The sequence below is a fragment of the Actinobacillus pleuropneumoniae genome, from assembly GCF_003290385.1.
In the GTDB taxonomy this organism is placed as follows: domain Bacteria; phylum Pseudomonadota; class Gammaproteobacteria; order Enterobacterales; family Pasteurellaceae; genus Actinobacillus; species Actinobacillus lignieresii.
Map to the genome: position 1 here is coordinate 334,170 of NZ_CP030753.1, position 17,587 is coordinate 351,756.

A 17,587-nucleotide genomic window follows, 5' to 3' on the forward strand; every position below is an offset into this window, starting at 1 on the left:
TTATATAAATGAATATTAATGTTTTTGTTTCAAAGTATTAAGTGCGGTCAAACCTTTATTACAACTTTTTTCTTGCATTTCGGTTTCCATTTTTAAGATTTCTTCTTTAGTGGAAGATAACTTATTTTTCATCTTTTGCACTTGGGTATGCGTACCGGGTTGCTTTTCCGCATCCGAAACAAGTTTATGCGCAACACTAAACATTTGTTGGCATTGAGACGGTAAATGTTTACTGACCGAAGGTTTCGCCATAGAAAGTGAAGATGTTTTCATCTCGGCTACAGCATTTTGAATAGTAGAAATAAACATCACACTAACAATACCGGAAGTGATAAATTTTTTTAACATTATGGTTTTACCTTTTTTTGTTATAGATGAAAACTATCATTAAAATAGTAGATATCTTTTCGATTATATCAGATAGGAAATAAAAGTCATCCTAAAATGTGACACTTATTGATCTTTTTGGATCTCTTTATTTGATTTATGTCAATTTTTATATCCGAGTAAATTTTGAATATTTGAACGAATAAGAATTTTAATAAAGAAAAATAAACATTTTTTTAAACAAAAATATTCAATATTTTAACAAGTAGTAAAACTTTTATCCGAAATGTGATTGATGTAACAAATTGGCTATTTTTAAATTTTAAATTTAAGGTTAGAATAGCAAACGGATTCTAAAAAAATTAAATACCTATTTGGTATTAGGTATTTGTTTTAGATCAAAATTCTGTTGGGTGATTATTTGTTGTTCTAAATAATCAATAATAATAAATATTGTACTTTATAAGAGGTCTGAGATGTTAGACGTTGTTGAACTCTCTCGCTTGCAGTTTGCTTTAACTGCTCTCTATCACTTCTTATTCGTGCCGTTAACATTAGGTCTTTCTTTTGTTCTTGTAGTAATGGAAACTCTTTATGTAACGACAGGAAAAGAAGTTTATAAAGATATGACTAAATTCTGGGGTAAGTTATTCGGTATTAACTTTGCCTTAGGGGTAACGACTGGTATTACGATGGAATTCCAGTTTGGTATGAACTGGTCATATTATTCTCACTATGTAGGTGACATCTTTGGTGCTCCGTTAGCAATCGAAGGCTTAATGGCGTTCTTCTTAGAATCAACCTTCATCGGTTTATTCTTCTTCGGTTGGGATCGTTTATCTAAAGGTAAACACTTATTAGCGACTTATGCGGTGGCATTCGGTTCTAACTTATCCGCTTTATGGATCCTTGTTGCAAACGGTTGGATGCAAAATCCGGTCGGTTCAGAGTTTAACTTCGAAACAATGCGAATGGAGCTTGTGAGCTTCTCCGAGCTTGTATTAAATCCGGTAACGCAATCTAAATTCTTACATACGGTAACGGCAGGTTATACTTGCGGTGCGGTATTTGTGTTAGGTATTAGTGCTTACTATATTTTAAAAGGTCAAGATCTCGGTTTCGCAAAACGATCATTCTCTGTCGGTGCAAGTTTCGGTTTAGTCGCTATTATTGCCGTAGCTATTATGGGTGACGAATCCGGTTATGAAATCGGTAAAGCGCAACCGACTAAGTTAGCTGCAATGGAAGGTGAGTTTGAAACTCAACCGGCTCCGGCTGCATGGAACGTAGTTGTACTTCCGAATACGGCGGAAATGAAAAACGAGTTCTCAATCCATATTCCGTATATGGCGGGTATTATTGCAACACGTTCTTTTGATACCGAAATTAAAGGTTTAAAAGACATTCGTGCAATCAACGAACAACGTGTTCGTACCGGTATCCAAGCCTATGCATTACTCGAAAAATTACGTACGGGTAATTATACGGCAGAAGATAAAGCGGCATTCCAAGCGGTTCAAAAAGATCTAGGTTTTGGGTTATTGCTTAAACAATATACGCCGAATGTGGTTGATGCGACCGAAGAACAAATTCAAAAAGCGGCGGCAAGTACGATTCCTAACGTAGGTCCTACGTTCTGGGCATTCCGTATTATGATGGCGTCAGGCGGATTAATGCTTCTCTTAATCGGTTTCGCATTCTTCCAAAATATGCGCGGTACGGTTGGTAAAAGCCGTTTATTCCTAAAAGCAATGTTGTGGGGTATTCCGCTTCCGTGGATTGCGATTGAATCCGGTTGGTTCTTAGCCGAATACGGTCGTCAGCCGTGGGCAATTTATGAAATGTTACCGACAGGCGTATCTAATTCTGCATTAACTACAACGGATCTTTGGATCGCTATCGGCTTGTTATGCGGTTTATATACACTATTCCTTGTAGTTGAAATGTACTTAATGTTCAAATACGGCAGACTTGGTCCAAGCGCACTAAAAACAGGTCGTTACCATTTTGAACAATCTGCGAAATAATAAGGAGTGAACAATGATCGATTATGAAATTCTCCGCTTTATTTGGTGGATTCTTATTGTCGTACTACTAATCGGTTTTGCGGTTACCGACGGCTTCGATATGGGCGTATTAACGTTATTGCCGGTAATCGGTAAAAGTAATGTTGAACGTCGAGTAATGATCAATACCATTGCGCCTCACTGGGACGGTAACCAAGTATGGTTATTAACTGCCGGCGGTGCAATCTTTGCCGCATGGCCGACGGTTTATGCAACATCGTTTTCCGGTTTCTTCTTAGCAATGATTTTAGTACTTGCCGCACTTTTCTTCCGTCCGGTAGGTTTTGAGTATCGTGCTAAAATTGATAGCCCGAAATGGCGTAATGCTTGGGACTGGGGATTATTTATCGGTGGTTTTGTTCCGTCGTTAATTTTCGGTGTAGCATTCGGTAATCTATTACAAGGCGTACCGTTCGAATTTAATAACATTAACCAAGTGGTATATACCGGCTCGTTCTTCAGTTTATTAAATCCGTTCGCATTATTATGCGGTGTAGTAAGTTTAATGATGCTGACTACACAAGGTGCGACATGGTTACAAATGAAAACTACAGGTGATCTTCGTAATCGTGCGAGAGCAACGGCACAATTAACGGCAGCGATTGTATTAGTGGCATTCGTATTAGCCGGTGTTTGGCTATCATTTAAAGACGGTTTTGTGATTACAAGCGATTTAGATCACAATGCACAATCTTTCCTAACCAATAAAACGGTAGCGGTTGAAAGTGCGGCATGGTTTAGAAACTTTGCTGAAATGCCGGTATTATGGGTAGTTCCTGCATTAGCGGTAGTAGGTGCATTACTAACGATCGTTGCTTCTAAAGCGAATCGTTCCGGTTTTGCATTCTTCTCTTCATCAATTATGCTTGTTGGTGTAATCACGACTGCGGCAGTATCAATGTTCCCATTCATTATGCCGTCAATTTCTCATCCGGAAATGAGTTTAACGGTTTGGGATTCAACAGCTAGTCAATATACATTAATGGTAATGTTAGTTGTTGCGTGTATTTTTGTGCCTTTAGTATTAGCTTATACTACGTGGTCATATTTCAAAATGTATGGTCGCTTAGATGCTAAATACTTAGAAGATAACAAAGCAAGCGCATACTAAGGAGATAAACAGATGTTTTATGTAACTTGGGTATTAGGCGTTTTACTTGCGATTCTTTTTGCCACGGTAATTACTGTTAGCATTGAGAAAACAGGCAAATTTGACGAATAAGGTTATAGTGAATGATTCATTCGCTCTATGACATAACAAGAAAGGGCTGGTTAAAAGCCCTTTCTTTCATATTGGCTTGTGTTATGTTTGTAATGATTATGATGAATTCAAATCTATTTGCACAACATTTTGGCGGCCATGCGGTATATCGAGCTATTATCACTTTTTATGGTATGACAATCCTGTGGATTCATGGCATTGGCTTTGAAATCAGACATTCGTTTTGGAAAACGGTTTTCCTTCCTCTAGTAGGCTACTTACTTGTTTTTAGTTCGTTAGTATATTTAATTTCTTTACGATTATATGGGCAATAAGCCCATATTATTCTATTATTTTCTTTTCAAAAAATATTTTCATTTTCCTATTGCACAACGATTTTTCTCTCTCTAAAATAGTCTGCAATTTACGCCTAATTTTTGGGCGTTTTTCATTTTGGCGAATTTTTTTGGAAGCATCATGAATTTCCCAATTAGAGTGTATTACGAAGATACGGATGCAGGTGGTGTTGTTTACCATGCAAATTACGTTTGTTTCTTCGAACGCGCACGTACCGAATTTTTACGTCAAGCCGGTTTTTCTCAACAAGAATTATTAAGTAAGTCATTTGCCTTTGTGGTTAAAAAGTTAGAAGTCGATTATAAAGTGCCGGCTCGACTTGATGATTTACTGAATGTTGAAACGACTGTGCTTGAGTTAAAAAAAGCAACAATTGTTTTTCGGCAACAATTATGGAAAGGCGATATTTGTTTAAGCTCGGCTATCGTTACTGTTGCCAGTGTTGATTTAACCAAAATGAAGCCTGTAGCCATTCCTGCCGAGATCAGGCAAGTTCTACAAGCGGTCTAATTTTTAGCAAATTATTTACTTGGAGTTTTACTAAATGGAAACTGAATTTAATCTTGTCTCGTTATTTATGCAGGCAAGTATCGTGGTTAAAATTGTTATCTTAATTTTAATCAGCTTTTCAATTTTATCTTGGGCTGTGATTATTCAACGCAGCAGAGTATTAACGGAAGCGAAGAAAAACGCTTTGGCATTTGAAAATAAATTCTGGTCGGGTGAAGATCTACATCGTTTACATGAAGGCTTAGAAAATCGTCGTGACGGTTTAAACGGTTCCGAACAAATTTTCTATGCCGGTTTTAAAGAATATATGCGTTTACAACAAGTAAACCCGGATGCGCCTGAAGCAACGATGAAAGGCTCTAGCCGAGCAATGAATTTGGCACTTAATCGTGAAGTGGAAAATTTAGAAAGTTATATTCCGTTCTTAGGTACGGTAGGCTCGATTAGTCCGTATATCGGTTTATTCGGTACCGTATGGGGTATTATGCACTCGTTTATGGGATTAAGCGCGGTAAAACAAGCGACATTACAATCGGTTGCGCCGGGGATTGCGGAAGCGCTTATTGCAACGGCAATCGGTTTATTTGCAGCGATCCCTGCCGTTATGGCGTATAACCGTTTAAGCTTACGTGTAAATAAATTAGAGCAAGATTACGCAAACTTTATCGATGAGTTTACGACGATCTTACATCGTCAAGCATTCTCTAAGAAATAAAAGCGCTTGTTGAGTAATCATAAGTAGATCCGAATATATGTTCGGATCTTATATCCCACTAATATATAAGAGGAAAATATGTCTTACCGTCGTAAACGTAATGACATTAAATCTGAAATCAATATTGTCCCTTTTTTGGACGTATTGCTTGTGCTATTGCTTATCTTTATGGCAACGGCTCCGGTCATCAGCCAAAGTGTTGAGGTTAATCTACCGGAAGATAAGCATAGTCAATCGGTATCTAATGAAGATAAAACTCCCGTTATTTTACAAGTCGCCGATGTCGGTTTATATAAACTGAAAATTGACGGTAACTTTGTTCAAGGCAGTAGCGGTCAAGAAGATCTCGGCGAACAAGAAGTTATAGCATATGCCGGAGAGGCATTTCAAAAAGACCCTAATACACTCTTCCTTGTCGCTGCGGAAAAAAATATTCCTTATGAAGAAGTGATTAAAGGAATCGTACTTTTAAAAGATGCGGGTATTAAGAACGCAGGGTTAATGACCCAGGGCAAATAGTAGCAAGGATTATGTGTGAAATCTAAAAACGACAGACTGGAACTGGCGGTTATAGTTTCAATTCTATTACATGCATTGTTGATCGGATTGCTTATACTCGGTTCATTTTTTACGAAAACTACGTTGGAAGAAGCTGCCGGCGGTAGCGGTGGAACCGGAGAAGAATTTGAAGCGGTGATGGTTGATACCGGGCAGGTTGCTGCCGAGTATGGGCGTTTAAAATCCGATAAAAAGGGTAATGCTAAACCGAAGGTAGAGGAAAAAGAAGAGCCGAAACCGGAGGAAGTAGTAGAGGACGAACCTACACCTCAAGAAATTGCCGAAGAACAGGCGAAAGAACAACAACGCATTGCAATGATTGAAGAGCAGAAAAAGCAAGAAGAGCAACGCAAAGAAGAACAGCGTAAAAAGGCTGAAGAAAAACGTCAGCAAGAGATTGAAAAGCAAGAACAACTTAAAAAAGAGCAAGCGGAAGAAGCTACACGTAAGAAAGCTGCCGAAGCCGCTCGTTTAAAAGCTGAAGCGGAAGCTAAGAATTTAGAAGCTGCGGCAAAAGCGGCGGAAGAAGAGAAAAAAGCAAAAGAAGCTCAGAAAAAACTTGAACAGCAAAAGAAACTTGAAGAGCAAAAACAAGCTGAGAAAGAAGCGAAATTAAAAGCTGAAAAAGAGGCTAAAGAAAAGGCTGAAAAAGAAGCTAAAGCTAAGGCTGAGAAAGAGGCTAAAGAAAAAGCGGAAAAAGAAGCGAAATTAAAAGCTGAAAAAGAAGCGAAACTAAAAGCTGAGAAAGATGCGAAGGCTAAAGCTGAGAAAGAAGCTAAAGCGAAGGCGGCGGCAGAAGCGAAAGCCAAAGCGGATGCGGCGGCTAAGGCTGCTCAAGCTAAGAATAACAAAGCGCTTGATGATTTCTTAAGCGACGGCGATATTGGCGGCGGTTCCAGCAAGGGCGGCAATAAAAATACGGCGGGTTCTCAAGGAAGCGGTAATGCTAAGGGAATAGGAGACGGAAGAGGTACCGCCGATACGGGATATGCTCAGTTAATTAAGAAAAAATTAGCGCGAACCTATCGTGTAGATCCGAGTTTCAGCGGGCGTGAATGCCAAGTCAAGATCTTTATTGATCCGGCAGGTAATATTACTAACCACCAAGTATTATCGGGTCCTGACGACATTTGTCGTGCTGCAGTAACGGCGATTACTTCGGCAAGAAATGTTCCGAGAGCGCCAAATGAAGAGACTTATAACAAATATAAGTCTCCGATTATTAAATTCGGTTTAAAAGTTTTATAACAACCAAGAGGTTAAAAATGAAATTAAAATCTCGTTTTACGAGTATTATCGGCGTTATCACCCTCTTTTTCAGCCAAACGGTAACGGCTGAATCAGATGTAGTAATTTCTGTTGATGAAGGTGTAAGTATGGCGCAACCTATTGCGGTTGTTCCTTTTAAAGCAAACGGCGGTGTGCCGGCTGACGTAGGACAAATTATTGCCGACGACTTACGTAATAGCGGCAAGTTTACTCCCGTAGAACGTTCTAAATTACCTGCACAGCCGGGTTCTGCTGCGGAAGTAAATTCACAACAATGGACGGATATCGGCGTCGATTCGGTTGTTGTAGGGCAAGTGACGCCAACCGGCGGCGGTTACAATGTTGCTTATCAGTTAGTAGATACGTTAAGTAATCCGGCAACCGTACTGGCTCAAGGCGCATTTAACGTACCTGCGGCGCAAATTCGTCAAGGCGCGCATACGGTAAGTGACCAAGTATTTGAGAAAATTACACAAATTCGAGGTGCATTCAGAACAAAAATTGCATATGTAGTGCAACGTGGTGTATCATCATACGAATTGAGAGTATCCGATTACGACGGTTATAATGCGTTCACGGTTGTGAAGAGTAAAGAGCCGTTGATGTCGCCAGAATGGTCTCCGGACGGTAGTCGTTTAGCTTATGTAACATTTGAAAATAAAAAGGCACAAGTTGTCGTCCACGATTTACGTTCGGGTTCTCGTCGTGTCGTAGCGGCGTTACGCGGACATAACGGTGCGCCGGCGTTCTCTCCGGACGGTTCTCGTATTGCGTTCGCATCGAATCAAGACGGTGAGTTGGATATTTATGTTGTCGGCGCGAATGGCGGTAAACCGTCGAAATTAACTGCAAATGCGGGTAATAATACCGAACCGAGTTGGTCTCCGGACGGAAGTACGATTTACTTCACTTCGGATCGTGCAGGTTCTCCGCAAGTATATAGAATGGGTTCATCAGGCGGCGGAGCAAGCCCTATGGGCGGTAGCGGTAGCTATAACGCTAAAGTATCGTCTGATGGTAAGAATTTAATCATGATTGCCGGTGATAAAGTAGTAAAACGCGATCTCGCTTCGGGTGGCACGGAAGTATTGAGTTCAACGTTCTTAGATGAAAGTCCAAGTATTTCGCCAAATGGTATTATGGTTATTTATAGCTCTACCAAAGGTACGAGCAAAGTGCTACAATTGGTGTCCGCAGATGGCCGTTTCAAAGCTAACTTGCCGGGAGCAGGTGGACAATTTAAGTTTCCTGCTTGGTCACCGTATTTGACTAAATAAAATAAAATTCTTTTTAGGAGCAACAAATGAAAAAACTAGCTAAAGTATTGATGATTGCGGCACCAGCATTCGTATTAGCAGCTTGCAGCAGCTCATCAGACAATGCTAACGCAAATGCTAACGCAAACGCAGGTCAATTCGGCGGTATGACTGCTGAAGACTTACAAACTCGTTACAACACTGTGTACTTCGGTTTCGATAGCTACGCAGTTGAAGGTGAGTACCAACAACTTTTAGATGCACACGCTGCATACTTAACATCTGCAAACGGTAAAGTAACTGTTGCTGGTCACGCTGACGAACGTGGTACTCCAGAGTACAACATCGCATTAGGTCAACGTCGTGCAGACGCAGTTAAAAACTACTTAGCAACTAAAGGTGCTAACCAAGTTTCAACTGTTTCTTACGGTGAAGAAAAACCGGCTGTGTTAGGTCACACTGAAGCTGACTACGCTAAAAACCGTCGTGCAGTATTAGAATACTAATTTGTATTTAGTTACTGAATAGACAATGAAGCCCTGATTTTTCAGGGCTTTATTTCTTTATAAGCGGTTAAATTTTTACATTTATCTGTAATTATAATGATAAATTTTTGGAATCATATTTCTCCGTTAATGAAGGGAATTATTTGTATTTTATTATCGGCGTTAGGCTTTTCTCTGATGGCGCTTTTTATGCGTTTAGCCGGAGAACTGCCGTTAGCCGAGAAAGCGATTTTCCGTAACGCAATCACGGCATTGATTAGCGGTTACATTATTTGGCGAAATAAACAATCGTTTTTAGGCCAAGCGGAAAACAGAACGTTATTATTACTGCGTTCTATTACCGGATTGCTTGGTATTTTATGCGGCGTTTATATTATCGATCACTTAGTATTAAGCGATGTAGATATGATCGGCAAGCTCACTTCTTTTATTTTAATCGTCTTTTCAGCCGTTTTTCTAAAGGAAAAAGCTTCTTACGTACAATGGGGATTGTGTTTGTCGGCATTTGTCGGTGCGCTATTTATTATTAAACCGGCATTTGAGATAAAGTTTTTCCCTTATGTCATCGGGATAATCGGTGCGGTTTTTGCGGCATTGGCTTATCTTTGCTTGCGTCTTCTCGGTAAAAGAGCTAAACCTGAAACCTCAAATACGATCGTTTTTTTCTTCTCCGCATTTTCCACTATCGTATTATTACCCTTTGTTTTTTTAGATTTCGTCCCCATAACTGCAATTCAATTTAATTATTTACTATTATCCGGAATCACCGCAACCGTCGGACAGTTTTGTGTGACATTGGCATATAAATATGCGGCGGCTAAAGATATTTCCATTTATAGTTATGCTTCGGTATTATTCAGCGCGTTTCTTGGCGCAACTATATTTGAACAATTTCCGGACGGTTGGAGCGTTTTAGGCTATTTAATTATCTTTAGCTCAGGTTTTCTGATGTTTATGTTCACGCGAACAAAGAGAAAGATTTAATTATTTTTTCAGCTTTTTAAGCTAAAATATTATCACTTGTAGTGAATATTCTTTTTATAAATGGAAATTAAGGAATCATATGCAATTTATTGGAAAAATTATCGGTTTTTTTATCGGGTATAAGTTATTCGGCGGTATTTTCGGCGGTTTACTCGGCGTATTTATCGGACATTTGGCGGATAAGAAACTTTATGAATTAGGTTCGGTTCGTTCGTCAATTTTCGGTAAGAATTTGACTCGTCAATCCTTATTTACCCAAACGACCTTTGCGGTATTAGGGCATATTGCGAAAGCAAAAGGCAGAGTAACGGAAGACGATATTCATTTGGCTCGTTTGCTTATGGCTCGCCTTAAATTGGATGCGAATGCACAGCAACTTGCTCAACAAGCGTTTACACTGGGTAAAGAAGCGGATTTCCCGTTACGCCAAGTTATTCAAGAGTTTAGAGAGGCTTGCGGTCAGCGTGCCGATTTATTGCGTTTCTTTGTCGAAGTACAAATGCAAGCGGCGTTACAAGACGGGCAGTTAGATTCAAATGAGCAGCAGATTCTATTTACCATTGCCGAAACAATGGGAATGAGTCGTTTCCAATTCGAGCAAATGATCGCAATGGTGATGGCGGCGCAACAATTCCGTTCCGGCGGTTTTTATCAACAATCTCAACAACAAAGCGGTTCATATCATCAATCTCAGGGTAATTACGGCGGCTACCGCCCAAGTGGCCCGAATGTTAAAGATGCCTACACGGTATTAGGCGTGACGGAAAACGATGATCAAAATACGGTTAAACGTGCATATCGTAAGTTAATGAACGAACATCACCCGGATAAATTGGCGGCGAAAGGTTTACCGGATGAAATGATGGAATTAGCGAAAGAAAAAGCACAGCAAATTCAGGCGGCTTACGATTTGATTTGTAAGACGAAAGGTTGGAAATAATAAAAACATCTCAAGCGGTCGTTTTTGGTAAAAATTTTGCAAAAATCGACCGCTTACTTTTTGAATCGAATAAGTAAAAATTGAATGATAAATAATATACCCAAAGTGATTTTAGCACCGATGCAAGGTGTGCTTGATCCTTTTGTCCGTAAATTACTCACTGCCGTAAATGATTACGATCTCTGTATTTCTGAATTTGTACGAGTGGTGGATCAAAAATTGCCGAAGAAAGCGTTTTATCGCCGTGCCCCTGAATTGTTGCAAGGCGGTTTAACCGATTCGGGAACGCCTGTGAGAGTGCAGCTATTGGGGCAACATCCGCAATGGCTGGCGGAGAATGCCCGCTTGGCGATAGAGTTGGGATCACAGGGAGTGGATTTGAATTGCGGTTGTCCGTCTAAAACGGTAAACGGTAGTAATGGCGGCGCATCATTGTTAAAAGATCCGGATTTAATTTATCGTGCAACCAAAGCAATGCGAGAAGCGGTTCCACAGGATCAGATCGTTTCGGTGAAAGTACGTTTGGGCTGGGATTCTGCGGATCAAAGTTTTGAAATTGCCGATGCGGTGGCACAAGGCGGTGCAAATGAAATTACCGTACACGGTCGCACTAAACAAGACGGCTATCGAGCGGAACGAATTAATTGGCAGGCAATCGGCGAAATTCAAAAACGCCTTTCGATTCCTGTGATCGCCAATGGTGAAATTTGGGATTTTGAATCGGCAAAAAACTGTCAAAATACGACCGCTTGTTCGAGCCTTATGATTGGACGAGGCGCATTAAACACACCGAACCTCAGCCGAGTGGTGAAATTTAATCAGCCAAAAATAGCGTGGAATGAAGTGCTGCAATTACTGTTTCAATATGTGAATATGGAAAATGAGCATGACTCGGGCTTTTATCATGTGGCGAGAATTAAGCAATGGCTACATTATTTGGATAAAGAATATCCGCAAGCGAAAGATTTGTTCCAGATACTGAAAACGGAACACGGCTATGACGGTCTAAAAACGCATATTGAACGAGCGGTAAATCAAGAGTTTTAAGCACGGAAAACACTATTAGCATTATCCGTGCTTAATTGAAAAGAGAAAATGATGAAGAAACAAATATTTAGTGAGCAAGAGATCACAACAGAGCAGCAATTTGTCGCCAAGCAAGAATTTGAGGCTTCGGACGATATTCAAATTGAAGAAGAATATCAAGAAGTTGAGGCGGAATTAATTGTTGAAGAAAGCCTAAAACCTTCACGTTTTTGGGTAAGAGTATTACTGTTTGCGTTAGGGCTGTTTAGTGTTGCCGTGATTGCACAAAGCGTACAATGGTTGATTGACACCTTCCAAGCTCGTCAATGGATTTATTTTGCGTTTGCGATTGTGTTCGCCTTAATCAGTTTAACCGGTGTAGTTGCGATTATCGGTGAATGGCGGAAGTTAGTTTTTTTACGTCATCACCAGCAACAACAGCAAGTAAGCGAACAATTACTTTTAGAAGAACTTTCAACGACAAGCGGTGAAAAAGCGGTAAATTTTTGCAATGAGGTTGTAGCTAATTTAAAAAATGTGCCAAGTGTACAACATTCGCAACAGCGTTGGCAAAGCCAATTAAATGAGGCTTACAACGCAAAAGAAGTGCTTTATCTATTTAGTGAAACAGTGCTCACACCGCTTGATAAGCAAGTGAAAAAAATGATTTCAAAAAGTGCGACTGAAAATGCCGTTATTGTAGCGGTTAGCCCGTTAGCGGTGGTCGATGTGTTGATGGTCGCTTGGCGAAATATTGCGTTGGTCAATAAAATTAGCAAAACCTACGGTATGCAATTAGGTTATTTCAGCCGTTTGAAATTATTCAAAATGGTATTAACAAATATGGTGTTTGCCGGTGCAACCGAAGTGGTGAGCGATGTCGGTATGGAATTTTTCTCGCAGAATCTAACCGCTAAACTTTCACTGCGTGCCGCACAAGGGATTGGGGTTGGCTTATTAACCGCAAGATTGGGCATTAAAGCGATGGAGTTTTGCCGTCCGGTGGCTTTCCAAGCGGGCGAAAAACCGAAACTTTCTGCAATTCGCCAACAATTATTAACTTCGGTTAAAAACACGATTTTTGCGAAAACTGAAGAAAAGGCGAGTGAGAAAGTATAGATATTCTGTGGCTTAGTGTTTTAATCACCACGGAATACACGGAGAACACAGAAAAGAAAATAAGCGGTGGGATTTGCAAAAAAAGTTGCAAATCCTACCGCTTGTTATTTGGAATTGCCAACCCTAGCAGGGCTGCATTCTGCTTAACCTAGTACGGATCGTGCTAGGATTTCGGAAATACGCCAAGGAAGCAGAATTAGCTGAGCAATGCCTCAAGCTGTTCTTGGCAATCCAGCCATTCCATTTCGATTTCTTCAACGGCTTTTTTCGCTTCGATTTGCTTCGCGAGCGTTTCGGTTAGTTGCGCTTTATTTTCCGCTTCATAGATCTCGCTTGACGCCAGTAGTGCTTCGAGTTGATTTAGCTTTTCACTCGCTTTTTCAAGATCTTTCTCTAGCTGGGTGATCTTTTTACGTAACGGTGCGGTTTGTTGCCGTAACTCTGCCTCTAAACGCTTCTGCTCCTTACGATTTGCCGCACTGTTATCCGCTTTTTCTTCCGTACAAGCGGTCGAATTGGCCGAATTTTTTGCAGCTTCAAGCGCATTTTGTTCGTTTAGCCATTTTTGGTAATCATCCAGATCGCCTTTGAATTCTTCCACTTTTTTATCATGCACTAGATAAAATTCATTCACCGTACTACGTAATAAATGACGATCATGCGAAACCACTACTAGCGAGCCTTCATAGTAAGTGAGCGCATCGGTGAGTGCCTGACGCATTTCCAGATCTAAATGGTTGGTCGGTTCGTCCAATAACAGTAAATTTGGACGTTGCCATACGATTAACGCTAACACTAAACGGGCTTTTTCCCCGCCGGAAAACGAGCCGACGTTTTGTTTCACTTTATCGCCTTTAAAATCAAAGCCGCCTAAATAATTGCGTACTTCTTGTTCCGTTAATTCCGGCGCAATTTTTTGTAAATGCCATAACGGGCTTTCATCAAAGCGTAACGTATCTACTTGATGTTGAGCGAAATAACCTAATTGCACTCCCTTAGCTAATTGAATATGCCCTGTTTGCGGAGCTAATTCGCCGGCGAGTAATTTAATCAGCGTGGATTTACCCGCACCGTTTCGCCCGAGTAAACCGATACGTGAGCCGGGCACTAAATTCAACTTAACCGATTCCAAAATGGTTTTGTTACCATAACCTGCACCGGCTTTTTCCATCATTAATAACGGGCTTGGCAAAGCGAGCGGCGGACGGAATTCAAATTCAAACGGGCTATCCGCATAAGCCGGTGCAATCAGTTCCATTTTTTCCAACGCTTTGATACGGCTTTGTGCTTGTTTCGCTTTGGTTGCTTTGGCTTTAAAACGGTCGATAAAGCTCTGTAAATGAGCAACTTTGCGCTGTTGTTGTGCATAAGCGGCATTTTGTTGCGAGATTTTGGTGGCACGCTGAATTTCAAACGAGGTGTAGTTACCGGTGTAATCATTCAGCTGCTGATTTTCGATATGAATCACACGATCAATAATCGGATCAAGAAAATCTCGGTCATGGGAGATTAATAATAGCGTGCCACGATAATTGGTCAGCCATTTCTCCAACCAAATTACCGCATCTAAATCCAAATGGTTAGTCGGTTCATCGAGGAGTAATAAATCAGAACGGCAGATCAGCGCTTGCGCTAAATTTAAACGCATACGCCAACCACCCGAGAACGATTTCACCGGTAAAGAAAGTTGTTCGTTAGAGAAGCCCAAGCCGTTTAATAAAGTTGCTGCACGGGCTTGAATCGTCCATGCGTCTATCGTATCCAGTTGAGTATGAATCATCGCAATTTGGTTGCCGTTGTTTTCTTGATTGGCTTTTTCCAGCTGGTTCATCAAACCGGTATATTCGCGATCGCCTTGAATCGCATAATCCAATGCGGAAATTTCCAGTGCAGGCGTTTCTTGATTTACCCAAGAAATCGCCCAGTTTTTCGGCAGAGAAACATCGCCGCCTTCCGGTTGTAATTCACCTTTCACTAAAGCGAAAAGTGAAGATTTACCACAACCGTTTTTGCCGACCAGCCCAACTTTTTGCCCGGTATGAATGGTAGCGGAGGTATTTTCTAAAAGGACGGATTGTCCACGTTTTAAGATAAGATCAGTGAAAAAAATCATTATAAGCGGTCTGTTTTGATGAGAAGTTTACAAAATTCGGTTATTTTACCTTATTTTATACCGTTTGTGAGTTTTGCGATTTTGATTGCAAAAGAGATCTGAAATACTGGCATTTTATTCATCTTCTTTTTACATTTGCCACGATGAAAAAGGAGAAATTATGTGGAATTTATTTTGTTTTCCAACCAAAAAAGAAGCGATAGAGGCTTGGGCGAAAATGTTGGAGGATTTTGCTAAAGTTGCTGTTTTAGCTATCCCGGTATTACTTTTTGGAAAGGAGGGATTTATATGCAAAAGCATAAATACAGTAGTCTTGCTTTTTATTGCTTATTGGTGTCTAATCGTAGCTAAGATCATCCGTGAAAAAATATGTGAATTATCAATAATAGAGGAGGATAAGTGATGAATTATGAATTTATTGGTTTATTATTAATTGCAAGTTGCGCTCTTATCTATTTTAGCCACTATTTGAAAAAAGAAGCGGATCGAATTTCTAAACTTAGAGAGCAATCGAAAGAACATTAGATATTTAAAAGGGCGTATTTACGCCCTTTATCGTTTTATACATTTTAAGGTACTTATAAATAGTTATGGCATTACTTCCTTTATCCGAAGCGTTAGCCAATATGTTGGCACGCTTACCTTCCCCGACTAAAATCGAAAACTTACCGCTTAATCAATGTGCCAATCGTATTTTGGCGGAAGATATTTTTTCTCCGATTAATGTGCCGAGTTTCGATAATTCGGCAATGGACGGCTATGCGTTTCGTTTAGCCGATCTGGTGCAATTCGAGCGTTTAATCGTTGCCGGTAAATCGTTTGCCGGTAATCCGTTTATCGGCGAAGTAAAAGCCGGCGAATGTATTCGCATTATGACCGGTGCGATGGTGCCGGCAGATTGTGATGTGGTGGTAATGCAAGAAGAAGCGGAAGCGGAAACACTTGCAAGCGGTCAAATTTCAGTGAAATTTTGCAAAACGCCGAAGCTCGGACAAAACATTCGCCGAATCGGTGAAGATGTAAAACAAGGCGCATTGGTATTGGCGAAAGGCAGCTTATTAAATGTAACTACTTTGCCGTTATTAGCCTCGTTAGGCGTTGCACAAGTGCCGGTATTTAGCCGTTTAAAAGTCGCCATTCTTTCCACCGGTGATGAACTGACTTCGGTTGGTCAGGCGCTCGAGCAAGGCAAAATTTATGATACCAACCGTTTTGCTGTGCGTTTAATGTTAGAAAAACTCAATTGTGATATTTTGGATTTTGGTATTCTACCGGATGATCCGGCAGTGTTTGAACAAACATTCACTCAAGCGCAACAGCAAGCGGACGTATTAATTACCAGCGGCGGAGTGTCGGTAGGAGAAGCGGATTTCACTAAAGAGGTGTTAGAAAAACTGGGCGAAATCGGCTTTTGGAAAATTGCGATGAAACCGGGCAAACCGTTCGCTTTTGGGAAATTGCAACACGCGTGGTTCTTCGGTTTACCGGGTAATCCGGTTTCCGCGTTAGTGACCTTTTACCAACTGGTGCAACCGGCATTAGCTAAATTAGCCGGTGTGAATGCGGAGCGTATTGCAAATTTTACTCAAAATTTAACCGCTATTGCCGATACGAATTTGAAAAAAGCGGTAGGTCGCCAAGATTTCCAGCGTGGCTTCTATTATGTGAATGAGCAAGGCGAAGTCGCGGTACGTCCGGTCGGCTTGCAAGGTTCTCATCTGTTTAGCGCATTTTATGAAAGCAACTGTTTTATTGTGTTGGAAGCGGAACGAGGCAATGTGGATGCCGGTGAAAAAGTGACGATTCAGCCGTTTAACAGTTTATTGAGATAGTGAGTGAATATGGAACTTAGCGATCAGGAAATGTTGCGCTATAACCGTCAAATTATTTTAAAAAGTGTTGATTTTGACGGGCAAGAAAAACTAAAAGCCAGCCGAGTATTAATTGTCGGTTTGGGCGGTTTGGGGTGTAGTGCGGCGCAATATTTAGCTTCAGCCGGTGTCGGCCATTTGATCTTGGTTGATTTTGATGAAGTGTCGTTGTCAAACTTGCAGCGCCAAATTTTGCATACGGATGCGAATATCGGTCAGCCGAAAGTAGAGTCGGCAAAGGTGCGTTTAAGCCAAATTAATCCGCATATTCAGCTTGAAGCGATTAATAAACAATGTAGCGATGCGGAATTTGCCGAGCTGATTGAGCGAGTGGATTTAGTCGTGGATTGCACCGATAACGTCACGGTTAGAAATCAGCTGAATTTGCAATGTTTTGCGCAAAAACGACCGCTTGTTTCCGGTTCGGCGATTCGCTTTGAGGGGCAAATTTCAGTATTTACCTATGCTGAAAATAAGCCTTGTTATAACTGTTTAAGCCGATTATTCGGTGACGGCACTTTAAGCTGTGTGGAAGCCGGTGTAATTGCGCCGATTGTCGGCGTAGTCGGCAGTTTACAAGCGTTGGAAGCGATTAAATTATTGCTGAATATCGGCAAAAGCCTTTCCGGAAAACTGTTGATGATTGACGGTTTATATTTTTCAGTGAGAGAAATGAATCTCCCGAAACTTCAGGATTGTGAAATTTGTTGTCAATAAAAAGTTAAAGTTCAAGAATTGCAAAGAATTGACAAGTTAGGTTATAGCATTT

General features: G+C 40.7%; 20 protein-coding genes. 18 read left to right on the plus strand and 2 right to left on the minus strand.

The window, feature by feature from the left end:
- Positions 1-15 precede the first annotated feature (15 nt).
- A complete protein-coding gene (locus DRF63_RS01540) occupies positions 16-348 on the minus strand; it encodes a DUF5339 domain-containing protein (RefSeq protein WP_005596205.1) in 333 nt (110 codons plus the stop codon).
- A 455-nt stretch (positions 349-803) separates the two neighbouring features.
- Here DRF63_RS01540 and DRF63_RS01545 point away from each other — a divergent pair, with 455 nt between their 5' ends.
- The 14 genes from DRF63_RS01545 (at position 804) to DRF63_RS01610 (ending at position 12,834) form a co-directional block, all read left to right on the plus strand.
- Positions 804-2,354, plus strand: a complete 1,551-nt coding sequence (locus tag DRF63_RS01545; protein ID WP_005596207.1) for a cytochrome ubiquinol oxidase subunit I — start codon at positions 804-806, stop codon at positions 2,352-2,354.
- A 13-nt stretch (positions 2,355-2,367) separates the two neighbouring features.
- Positions 2,368-3,504, plus strand: a complete 1,137-nt coding sequence (gene cydB, locus DRF63_RS01550; RefSeq protein WP_005596209.1) for a cytochrome d ubiquinol oxidase subunit II — start codon at positions 2,368-2,370, stop codon at positions 3,502-3,504.
- Between the two features lie 12 nt (positions 3,505-3,516).
- Positions 3,517-3,615: a CydX/CbdX family cytochrome bd oxidase small subunit gene (locus tag DRF63_RS01555; protein WP_005619000.1), complete on the plus strand. Its 99-nt coding sequence runs from the start codon at positions 3,517-3,519 to the stop codon at positions 3,613-3,615.
- Positions 3,616-3,626: 11 nt separating this feature from the next.
- On the plus strand, positions 3,627-3,929 hold the full coding sequence (gene ybgE, locus DRF63_RS01560; protein WP_042655083.1) for a cyd operon protein YbgE: 303 nt from the start codon (positions 3,627-3,629) through the stop codon (positions 3,927-3,929).
- Between the two features lie 142 nt (positions 3,930-4,071).
- Positions 4,072-4,461 (plus strand): tol-pal system-associated acyl-CoA thioesterase, encoded by a 390-nt coding sequence (ybgC, locus tag DRF63_RS01565; protein WP_011848348.1) that lies wholly within the window; start codon positions 4,072-4,074, stop codon positions 4,459-4,461.
- A gap of 34 nt (positions 4,462-4,495) precedes the next feature.
- Positions 4,496-5,176, plus strand: a complete 681-nt coding sequence (tolQ, locus tag DRF63_RS01570) for a protein TolQ (protein ID WP_005596212.1) — start codon at positions 4,496-4,498, stop codon at positions 5,174-5,176.
- 78 nt (positions 5,177-5,254) lie between these two features.
- Complete coding sequence (gene tolR / locus DRF63_RS01575; protein ID WP_005596213.1) at positions 5,255-5,695, plus strand: colicin uptake protein TolR; 441 nt, start codon at positions 5,255-5,257, stop codon at positions 5,693-5,695.
- A 15-nt stretch (positions 5,696-5,710) separates the two neighbouring features.
- Entirely contained in the window at positions 5,711-6,982 is a 1,272-nt protein-coding gene (gene tolA, locus DRF63_RS01580; protein WP_043991735.1) for a cell envelope integrity protein TolA, read from the plus strand.
- A 17-nt stretch (positions 6,983-6,999) separates the two neighbouring features.
- A complete protein-coding gene (gene tolB, locus DRF63_RS01585; protein ID WP_005596216.1) occupies positions 7,000-8,280 on the plus strand; it encodes a Tol-Pal system beta propeller repeat protein TolB in 1,281 nt (426 codons plus the stop codon).
- Between the two features lie 26 nt (positions 8,281-8,306).
- A complete protein-coding gene (gene pal / locus DRF63_RS01590) occupies positions 8,307-8,765 on the plus strand; it encodes a peptidoglycan-associated lipoprotein Pal (RefSeq protein WP_005596217.1) in 459 nt (152 codons plus the stop codon).
- Positions 8,766-8,861: 96 nt separating this feature from the next.
- On the plus strand, positions 8,862-9,749 hold the full coding sequence (locus tag DRF63_RS01595) for a DMT family transporter (protein WP_005596218.1): 888 nt from the start codon (positions 8,862-8,864) through the stop codon (positions 9,747-9,749).
- A 79-nt stretch (positions 9,750-9,828) separates the two neighbouring features.
- Positions 9,829-10,689: a co-chaperone DjlA gene (gene djlA / locus DRF63_RS01600; RefSeq protein ID WP_005596219.1), complete on the plus strand. Its 861-nt coding sequence runs from the start codon at positions 9,829-9,831 to the stop codon at positions 10,687-10,689.
- Between the two features lie 84 nt (positions 10,690-10,773).
- Positions 10,774-11,736, plus strand: coding sequence for a tRNA dihydrouridine(16) synthase DusC (gene dusC, locus DRF63_RS01605; RefSeq protein WP_043991737.1), 963 nt, complete (start codon positions 10,774-10,776; stop codon positions 11,734-11,736).
- A 51-nt stretch (positions 11,737-11,787) separates the two neighbouring features.
- Complete coding sequence (locus DRF63_RS01610) at positions 11,788-12,834, plus strand: YcjF family protein (RefSeq protein ID WP_043990870.1); 1,047 nt, start codon at positions 11,788-11,790, stop codon at positions 12,832-12,834.
- A gap of 196 nt (positions 12,835-13,030) precedes the next feature.
- On the opposite strand, the gene DRF63_RS01615 is transcribed toward DRF63_RS01610, so the two are convergent.
- Positions 13,031-14,947 (minus strand): ABC transporter ATP-binding protein, encoded by a 1,917-nt coding sequence (locus tag DRF63_RS01615; RefSeq protein ID WP_005596224.1) that lies wholly within the window; start codon positions 14,945-14,947, stop codon positions 13,031-13,033.
- A gap of 160 nt (positions 14,948-15,107) precedes the next feature.
- On the opposite strand from DRF63_RS01615, the gene DRF63_RS01620 reads away from it, so the two are divergent.
- The 4 genes from DRF63_RS01620 (at position 15,108) to moeB (ending at position 17,535) form a co-directional block, all read left to right on the plus strand.
- Complete coding sequence (locus tag DRF63_RS01620; RefSeq protein WP_043991739.1) at positions 15,108-15,350, plus strand: hypothetical protein; 243 nt, start codon at positions 15,108-15,110, stop codon at positions 15,348-15,350.
- Positions 15,350-15,472 carry a hypothetical protein gene (locus tag DRF63_RS11340; RefSeq protein WP_005596226.1) on the plus strand — a complete coding sequence of 41 codons (123 nt, stop codon included), beginning with the start codon at positions 15,350-15,352 and terminating at the stop codon, positions 15,470-15,472. Before DRF63_RS01620 ends, DRF63_RS11340 begins: the two co-directional genes overlap by 1 nt.
- A gap of 65 nt (positions 15,473-15,537) precedes the next feature.
- On the plus strand, positions 15,538-16,779 hold the full coding sequence (gene moeA, locus DRF63_RS01625; protein ID WP_005596228.1) for a molybdopterin molybdotransferase MoeA: 1,242 nt from the start codon (positions 15,538-15,540) through the stop codon (positions 16,777-16,779).
- A 9-nt stretch (positions 16,780-16,788) separates the two neighbouring features.
- Positions 16,789-17,535 (plus strand): molybdopterin-synthase adenylyltransferase MoeB, encoded by a 747-nt coding sequence (gene moeB / locus DRF63_RS01630; protein ID WP_005596230.1) that lies wholly within the window; start codon positions 16,789-16,791, stop codon positions 17,533-17,535.
- Positions 17,536-17,587: the final 52 nt, after the last annotated feature.

Coding starts and splice junctions, on each gene's coding strand:
- DRF63_RS01540 (WP_005596205.1), bottom strand. CDS start 348: ATGTTAAAAAAATTTATCACTTCCGGTATTGTTAGTGTGATGTTTATT.
- DRF63_RS01545 (WP_005596207.1), top strand. CDS start 804: ATGTTAGACGTTGTTGAACTCTCTCGCTTGCAGTTTGCTTTAACTGCT.
- cydB (WP_005596209.1), top strand. CDS start 2,368: ATGATCGATTATGAAATTCTCCGCTTTATTTGGTGGATTCTTATTGTC.
- DRF63_RS01555 (WP_005619000.1), top strand. CDS start 3,517: ATGTTTTATGTAACTTGGGTATTAGGCGTTTTACTTGCGATTCTTTTT.
- ybgE (WP_042655083.1), top strand. CDS start 3,627: ATGATTCATTCGCTCTATGACATAACAAGAAAGGGCTGGTTAAAAGCC.
- ybgC (WP_011848348.1), top strand. CDS start 4,072: ATGAATTTCCCAATTAGAGTGTATTACGAAGATACGGATGCAGGTGGT.
- tolQ (WP_005596212.1), top strand. CDS start 4,496: ATGGAAACTGAATTTAATCTTGTCTCGTTATTTATGCAGGCAAGTATC.
- tolR (WP_005596213.1), top strand. CDS start 5,255: ATGTCTTACCGTCGTAAACGTAATGACATTAAATCTGAAATCAATATT.
- tolB (WP_005596216.1), top strand. CDS start 7,000: ATGAAATTAAAATCTCGTTTTACGAGTATTATCGGCGTTATCACCCTC.
- pal (WP_005596217.1), top strand. CDS start 8,307: ATGAAAAAACTAGCTAAAGTATTGATGATTGCGGCACCAGCATTCGTA.
- DRF63_RS01595 (WP_005596218.1), top strand. CDS start 8,862: ATGATAAATTTTTGGAATCATATTTCTCCGTTAATGAAGGGAATTATT.
- djlA (WP_005596219.1), top strand. CDS start 9,829: ATGCAATTTATTGGAAAAATTATCGGTTTTTTTATCGGGTATAAGTTA.
- dusC (WP_043991737.1), top strand. CDS start 10,774: ATGATAAATAATATACCCAAAGTGATTTTAGCACCGATGCAAGGTGTG.
- DRF63_RS01610 (WP_043990870.1), top strand. CDS start 11,788: ATGAAGAAACAAATATTTAGTGAGCAAGAGATCACAACAGAGCAGCAA.
- DRF63_RS01615 (WP_005596224.1), bottom strand. CDS start 14,947: ATGATTTTTTTCACTGATCTTATCTTAAAACGTGGACAATCCGTCCTT.
- DRF63_RS01620 (WP_043991739.1), top strand. CDS start 15,108: ATGTGGAATTTATTTTGTTTTCCAACCAAAAAAGAAGCGATAGAGGCT.
- DRF63_RS11340 (WP_005596226.1), top strand. CDS start 15,350: ATGAATTATGAATTTATTGGTTTATTATTAATTGCAAGTTGCGCTCTT.
- moeA (WP_005596228.1), top strand. CDS start 15,538: ATGGCATTACTTCCTTTATCCGAAGCGTTAGCCAATATGTTGGCACGC.
- moeB (WP_005596230.1), top strand. CDS start 16,789: ATGGAACTTAGCGATCAGGAAATGTTGCGCTATAACCGTCAAATTATT.